5 protein-coding genes are annotated in these 6,544 nt (G+C 51.0%); 4 read left to right on the forward strand and 1 reads right to left on the reverse strand.

All coding sequences use genetic code 11. The annotated features are described in order from the left end of the window. A partial coding sequence (locus tag H6A34_RS13185; protein WP_205105892.1) for an integrase core domain-containing protein occupies positions 1-528 on the forward strand: 528 nt, incomplete at its 5' end. Positions 529-890: 362 nt separating this feature from the next. Here the strand turns inward: H6A34_RS13185 and H6A34_RS13190 are convergent. Further along, complete coding sequence (locus tag H6A34_RS13190) at positions 891-2,948, reverse strand: glycoside hydrolase family 2 protein (RefSeq protein WP_239480886.1); 2,058 nt, start codon at positions 2,946-2,948, stop codon at positions 891-893. A gap of 282 nt (positions 2,949-3,230) precedes the next feature. Here H6A34_RS13190 and H6A34_RS13195 point away from each other — a divergent pair, with 282 nt between their 5' ends. The 3 genes from H6A34_RS13195 to H6A34_RS13205 all read left to right on the forward strand — a co-directional run bounded on the left by H6A34_RS13195 (position 3,231) and on the right by H6A34_RS13205 (position 6,273). After that, positions 3,231-3,872: an FKBP-type peptidyl-prolyl cis-trans isomerase gene (locus H6A34_RS13195; RefSeq protein ID WP_205105893.1), complete on the forward strand. Its 642-nt coding sequence runs from the start codon at positions 3,231-3,233 to the stop codon at positions 3,870-3,872. Positions 3,873-3,947: 75 nt separating this feature from the next. Continuing rightward, complete coding sequence (gene aroC / locus H6A34_RS13200) at positions 3,948-5,024, forward strand: chorismate synthase (protein ID WP_205105894.1); 1,077 nt, start codon at positions 3,948-3,950, stop codon at positions 5,022-5,024. A 343-nt stretch (positions 5,025-5,367) separates the two neighbouring features. Beyond that, complete coding sequence (locus H6A34_RS13205; RefSeq protein WP_205105895.1) at positions 5,368-6,273, forward strand: TraB/GumN family protein; 906 nt, start codon at positions 5,368-5,370, stop codon at positions 6,271-6,273. Positions 6,274-6,544 lie beyond the last annotated feature (271 nt).

Below are 6,544 nucleotides of genomic sequence, written 5' to 3' on the forward strand. Positions count from 1 at the left end.
CTCGAATGCGGTGGCACGTGCTACCTGCACATAGTCACCGACGCCTACTCGCACAAGGTCGTAGGCCACAAGGTCTCGCCGTCGCTGCGCGCCTCGGAGTCTCTCGAGGCCCTCAGGCAGGCCATAGCCCATGCCGTGGCGTTGCGCGGCACGGACAGTCTTGACGGCCTCGTCCACCACTCCGACCGCGGGGTGCAGTACTGCTGCGACGCCTACATCGGCGAGCTGCTGCGACACGGCATATCGGTGAGCATGACCGAGGACTACAACCCCACCGACAACGCCGTGGCCGAGCGCGTCAACGGCATAATAAAGCAGGAGGCCGTAAACCGCCGACGCGCCTTCGCCGACATCGCCACGGCCGGCGAGGCCATCAGCAGGTACATCGACTTTTACAACACGCGCAGGCCCCACATGAGCATCGGCAACAACACCCCGGAGACGGCGCACGCCGGGAGCGGCGAACAAAAACGGCTGTGGAAAAGAAAAAAAACGGTGGGGCATGGAGGAAATGACAATGGAAGATAGTATCTTTGCCGCGATTTTGTCAGGCGGACCCGCGGGGCAGCCTGACAAAGACCGGGAATGTAAAGTAAAGCGGCACATTTCCCGATGCGATGTCAACTATTCCAGTACCTCTATCCAGAGTGTGTAAAATAATGTAGTTTATTTAAACAAAAACTGTCAACCTATTTCAGGAAAAGACAGACACTTACCACACACGCAACAAAAGGTCGTCTTTCAGCATGCAAAAGACGGCCTTTTAGGACACGGAATACGGCCTTTCACAATGCGAAAGGCCGTATTCCGGAAAACATAAGCGTACATACTTCAATACCGGCGGCTGGCCGGCACATGGCTACAAGCATTATGCCTTATCGCGGCAACATTCATTCAACGCGCCATACACACGTATCCTCGAGCGTCTTGCCACCCTTACGCGCCGTTATACGGATGGTATTGTCGCCGGGGTTAAGCTCAACTCCCTTCCATACCACCCGCCGGATGTCGTCAGCAGCGGCCTTGCCTATCTTCTTGCCGTTGACATACAGCGTCGCGTTATCAAGGTTGGTGTAAGCCTTAACGTCCGTAACCGCATGCGTCCTAACTGTAAAACGTTTGCTGCAAAGATGCAGCATAGGGGCAGATGTCCAGTTGGCCTTATAGAAATAGAATACGTCTTTTTTCGTCTGCCGGTCGTAAGTTACCATGCCTTTGTCGTTAACTCCCGGAGTATCACCCTCGTCCTTAATGCTCGACTGCATGTCAGAAAACTGCCATATCGTCTTTGTCCACAGCCATGGACGGTTCTTGAACGCCGCCCAATAACCCTCATGGCAAGCAGCCTGATACTCTTCGGGGTGATACTTGCCAGGAAAATCGTACTCGTCGGCATAAAGTGGGTCGGCATGCTGGCGTATGCTGCCGCCCCGACCGTACTCTGACACGCCTACGGGATAGCCTTCCGCCGTGGCACGGGCCTTGTCGAAGAAGTCGGCAGCCTCGCTTTCGGCCGTCCGCCAGCCGAAATACTTGTTCCAGGCAATAAGGTCAGCGCAGCCAAGATAATACTTCTGGTCCACACATGTGGCAAAAACCGTAAGGCGGGTCGGGTCGAGAGAGTGGCAAAGCGCGTTGAGCTCCTTGACGAAAGGCACGGGGCTGTCATACTGGCGAAGCGGCTCTTCGTCGCCGGCAAGCAGTTCGTTGAACAGTCCCCAGAAACATATTGACGGATGGTTCATTTTCTGGTACACCATCTCGCGCAACGTTTGCCTGGCATTATTCTCTACATTCGGAACGTATCCTGTATAGTCATATCCGCCAGGACCGCAAAGGGCAATCTCGCTCCACAACACAATACCGTTCTCGTCTGCCAGGTCATAGATGGTCTCTCCTTGCGGATAATGGGCAAGGCGCAGCATTGTAGCCCCACTCTCCATGACAAGGCGCATGTCGGTTTCATGCTGGCTACGTACCATCGCGCTGCCAACGCCTTTGAAATCCTCATGCCTGTTGAAGCCGTGCAGGTCATAATGCTTGCCGTTCAGCATAAAGCCACGCCCTGGGTCTACGCTGAACGAGCGCAAACCTGTACGCTGGCGCACGCAGTCTATCACCTCGCCGTCTCTTACCAGTTCTACCTTTATGTTATATAAATACGGATTCTCGCGTCCCTGCCACAGCTCTGGCTTTTCTATCCGCAGCCGTTGGTCCATACTCTCGCCGTTTACCGGAGTCTCGGCTGATGCCACTGTCTGGCCGTCGGAGTCGGTCATCGTAGTACGCAGAACAAGTCCGGCATTACGGTTTTCGAGCGACAGCTTCGTCGTCACGGTGACGCATGCCCTCTCGGACGATACACTGTCCTGCCTTACAAGCACACCAGGCGAGCCGTAGAACAAAGGCGAGATACAATCACGCCCCGTAATGAGCAGACGGACGGGACGGTGTATACCGCCATACACGTTGAAGTCGCCGCTTATAGGCAGCACGTCGGTGCGCAAGGCATTGCCCGCCCACACCTCAAGGGAATTCTCACCTGGTTTAACAAAGTCGGTTATCTCTATGCAGAAAGCCGTGTATCCGCCCTTGTGCGAGCCCGCGGTACGGCGGTTTACATACACGTCGGCCACAGAATTGACCCCTTCGAAATAAAGGAAAAGACGTCTGCCCTCCATCTCCGGAGTAACATTTAGCTTACGTCGATACACCATTGTTTCACGGTTATAGTGCCGTTTTCCGTCATCATATGCAGCATTCCATGTATGTGGCAACGCCACAGGCTTACGCTCCGCCTTCTTATTGGTGTCTGAAATAGGGCTGACGGTCCACCCTTCATTAATGACCGTGTCAGTGCGCGGCTGCGCATTGACGAAACAACAAGGTGCCGCTGCGATAAACATAAGCACCGAAAGGACAACATTCCTTGGATTAATGGTTTTCATGTTATAGTTTTTTACTTAAAGGCACGTGGGCATTCAACGCCTGCGTTACCATATTATGTTATTAGATTCGTTATTCATGACCCTGCGGCAAGACGGCATACCTATCGCCAGTCATGCCTGAAATAAACATCGGCAAATATAAACATTTTTCCATACAATAAAGAACAATAGCCCTCAATATCAGCCAAGAAGTAATGAAAATGGATAAATTATCAACATGACGGACGCCTATCTCGAAAAAATTGCATACATTTGCATCACTGAACAAACAAAAACAGAAGAATGGAAAACAATCTGAACAAATACATCGCGGTGGCTTACAAGCTGTACACCGTGGACAATGGTGAGAGCAAACTCGTAGAAGAAGCGACCGACAAACAGCCGTTCCAGTTCATAAGCGGCTACGGAATAACCCTTGACGCATTCGAAAAGGAAATCGCGGGGCTTGATAAAGGAGCCGAATTCGACTTCACCCTGCAAAAGGATGACGCCTACGGCGACTATGAGCAGGAGCATGTGCTCGACCTTGACAAGGATATATTCTGCATCAACGGCCATTTTGACCATGACAACATATATAAAGACGCCATCGTACCATTGCAGAATGAGGACGGCAACAGGTTTCTCGGACGTGTTCTCGCGATAAGCGACAACAAGGTGAAGATTGACCTTAACCACCCGCTTGCCGGCAAGACGCTAAACTTCAAGGGACACGTTGTCGAGTCGCGCGAGGCTACGAACGACGAAATCCAGGGCCTCATCAACCGCATGAGCGGCGAGGGCTGCTGTTGCGGACACCACGGTGACGGCGACTGTTGCGGCCATCATGGCGACGGTGGATGTGAGGGTCATCATCATGAGGGCGGCTGCTGCGGTCATCATCACGACCACGAAGGCGGCTGCTGCCACCACCACGACAAGTAGAAGCTGGCCATATACAACATAAATTGAAAACATTAAAAGAAGCATAAAAGCTCTATCAAGGTAAAATCAACCGACATGCGCAATACTTTCGGACATCTTTTCCGCCTTACTACGTTCGGAGAAAGCCACGGCGAAGCCATTGGCGGAGTAATTGACGGCTGCCCGGCAGGCATTGACATCGACCTCGACTTCATACAAGGCGAGCTCGACCGCCGCCGACCTGGGCAAAGCCCGATTACCACCGACCGCAAGGAGGCCGACAAGGTGGAAATCCTCAGCGGAGTATTTGAAGGCAAGACAACAGGCTGTCCGATAGGGTTCATCGTCAAGAACGCCAACCAGCGGTCGGCGGATTACGACAATATGCGTGGCGTTTTCCGCCCGTCGCACGCCGACTATACCTATAATTATAAATACGGAATACGCGACCACCGCGGCGGCGGGCGCTCATCGGCACGAGTAACAATCAGCAGATGTGTCGCCGGAGCCGTGGCAAAGCTCGCCCTAAGACAGCTCGGAATCAGCGTTACGGCCTATACGTCGCAGGTGGGAGACATCGCCCTTGACAATGACTACCGCAAATACGACCTGTCAACGGTTGAAAGCAACATCGTAAGATGTCCCGACACGGCGAAAGCCGAAGCCATGATACGCCTCATCAGCGAGGTGAAAGCAGCGGGAGACACCGTTGGCGGTACAATAACATGCGTCATACGAGGCTGCCCACCGGGACTTGGAGAACCCGAATTCGGCAAGCTTAACGCAGCGTTGGGCTATGCCATGCTCGGAATTAATGCCGTAAAAGGTGTCGAGTTCGGGGCTGGTTTCGCCATGGCCGGCATGCACGGAAGTGAAGCCAATGACGTATTTGCCAACGAAAACGGTAACATTACCACCCTTACAAACCGCAGCGGTGGCATACAGGGGGGAATAAGCAACGGACAGGACATCTATCTACGCATAGCATTCAAACCTGTCGCAACACTGCTTAAAGAACAACCGACCGTAGACATTGAAGGCAACGACACTACGCTGAAGGCTCGAGGCCGCCATGACCCGTGCGTGCTACCAAGGGCTGTACCGATTGTTGAAGCGATGGCTGCCATTACAATATTGGACGAATATTTGCTGAATAAAACTGTAAAAATATGATTTTTTTGCCCTAAAAGTGTAGAAAAAACAAATAACTCTTGGCGCAATAAAATTTAAATTGTATATTTGCATTGACAATTCAGGGTTTGTGAAAATCTTGAACGTGTCTAATTAAGTCTAGTTTAGTTTTTGTGTTGGTTGAGAGCGGTCAATTGGCCGCTCTCTTTTCGTATCATTATACGTATTAATCCGTATGAAATGGATGAAGAATTGACGAACGGTTAAAATATATGACAAAACAAAAAAAAACTTAATTAGTTTTTTCTTTGATTCCAAATATATTATTTTTGCATCGAATTGAAAACTTTTTTATCATTAACCAAACATTAACAAAAGACAACTTATGAAGAAATTAATCTCGGCACTGCTGCTCCTGATGGCGGCAACCGGTGTCAACGCCCAACTGTTATGGAAAATATCAGGCAACGGCCTGCAGAAACCATCGTACATCGTAGGCACATACCACCTTGCGCCAGTATCGTTTGCGGACAGCATTCCAGGGCTAAAAGATGCATTGGCGTCAACAGAACAGGTGTACGGTGAGGTGATAATGGCAGACATGACATCGCCCGAGAACATGACAAAGGTACAGGCTGCCATGATGTTGCCTGATGGACAGACGCTCGACAAGCTCTACACGGCTGACGAGATGGCACGCATCAACGCGCTGCTGAAAAACATATTGGGCGCCGACATGACCAACCCAATGATAGCGCAGCAGCTCGGCAGGCTGACGCCACAGGCTCTACTGACACAGCTTGGGATACTGATGTATCTCAAAACGCACACCGGATTCAACCCCAACGAGACTTTTGACGGCTACTTCCAGAAAGAGGCTACGGCAAAAAACAAGGCTGTAGGCGGACTGGAAACAATCGACTTCCAAATCAACACACTGTTCAAAGGCATGTCGATGGAGCGCCAAAAGGAGCTTCTGCTATGCCTTGCCGACAACCAGGAGTTCAACATGGAACAGACCGAGAACGTGGTAAAGGCTTTCTTCGCACAAGACCTTGAAGGCATAGAGAAGGCCATGGACGCAAAGATGAACAACACATGCGACGGCACTCCCGCAGAAAAGGACATGCTGATAAACAACCGCAACGCCGAGTGGATAAAGCAAATGCCCGGGATTATGAAGCAGAAACCGACGTTCTTCGCTGTAGGTGCAGGCCATCTTCCCGGCGACAAAGGCGTGCTTGCACTGCTGAAAAAAGCAGGATATACCGTCGAATCTATACTTTTTTAGTCGACAAGATACAAGCAGACGAGCAGACGAGGAGATTTCCTTAGCCAACGAGTAGACTCTTTAGTCGACAAGTAGACTCTTTTGTCGACAAGATACAAGCAGACGAGCAGACAAGGAGATTTGATTTGTCGGATAGTAACTAATTAAAATCCAGACATTTCTCCTTGTCTGCTCGTCTACTTGTATCTCGCCAACTAAGGAAATCTCCTTGTCTGCTCGTCTGCTTGTCTACTCGTCTACTAAATAACAGCTCCTATTATCTCGCTCACCG

Origin of the sequence: Marseilla massiliensis (genome assembly GCF_016899855.1) — a bacterium.
Classification (GTDB): domain Bacteria; phylum Bacteroidota; class Bacteroidia; order Bacteroidales; family Bacteroidaceae; genus Prevotella.

Excerpts from the sequence above, each read along its gene's own strand:
- H6A34_RS13190 (WP_239480886.1), bottom strand. The coding sequence starts at position 2,948 with ATGAAAACCATTAATCCAAGGAATGTTGTCCTTTCGGTGCTTATGTTT.
- H6A34_RS13195 (WP_205105893.1), top strand. The coding sequence starts at position 3,231 with ATGGAAAACAATCTGAACAAATACATCGCGGTGGCTTACAAGCTGTAC.
- aroC (WP_205105894.1), top strand. The coding sequence starts at position 3,948 with ATGCGCAATACTTTCGGACATCTTTTCCGCCTTACTACGTTCGGAGAA.
- H6A34_RS13205 (WP_205105895.1), top strand. The coding sequence starts at position 5,368 with ATGAAGAAATTAATCTCGGCACTGCTGCTCCTGATGGCGGCAACCGGT.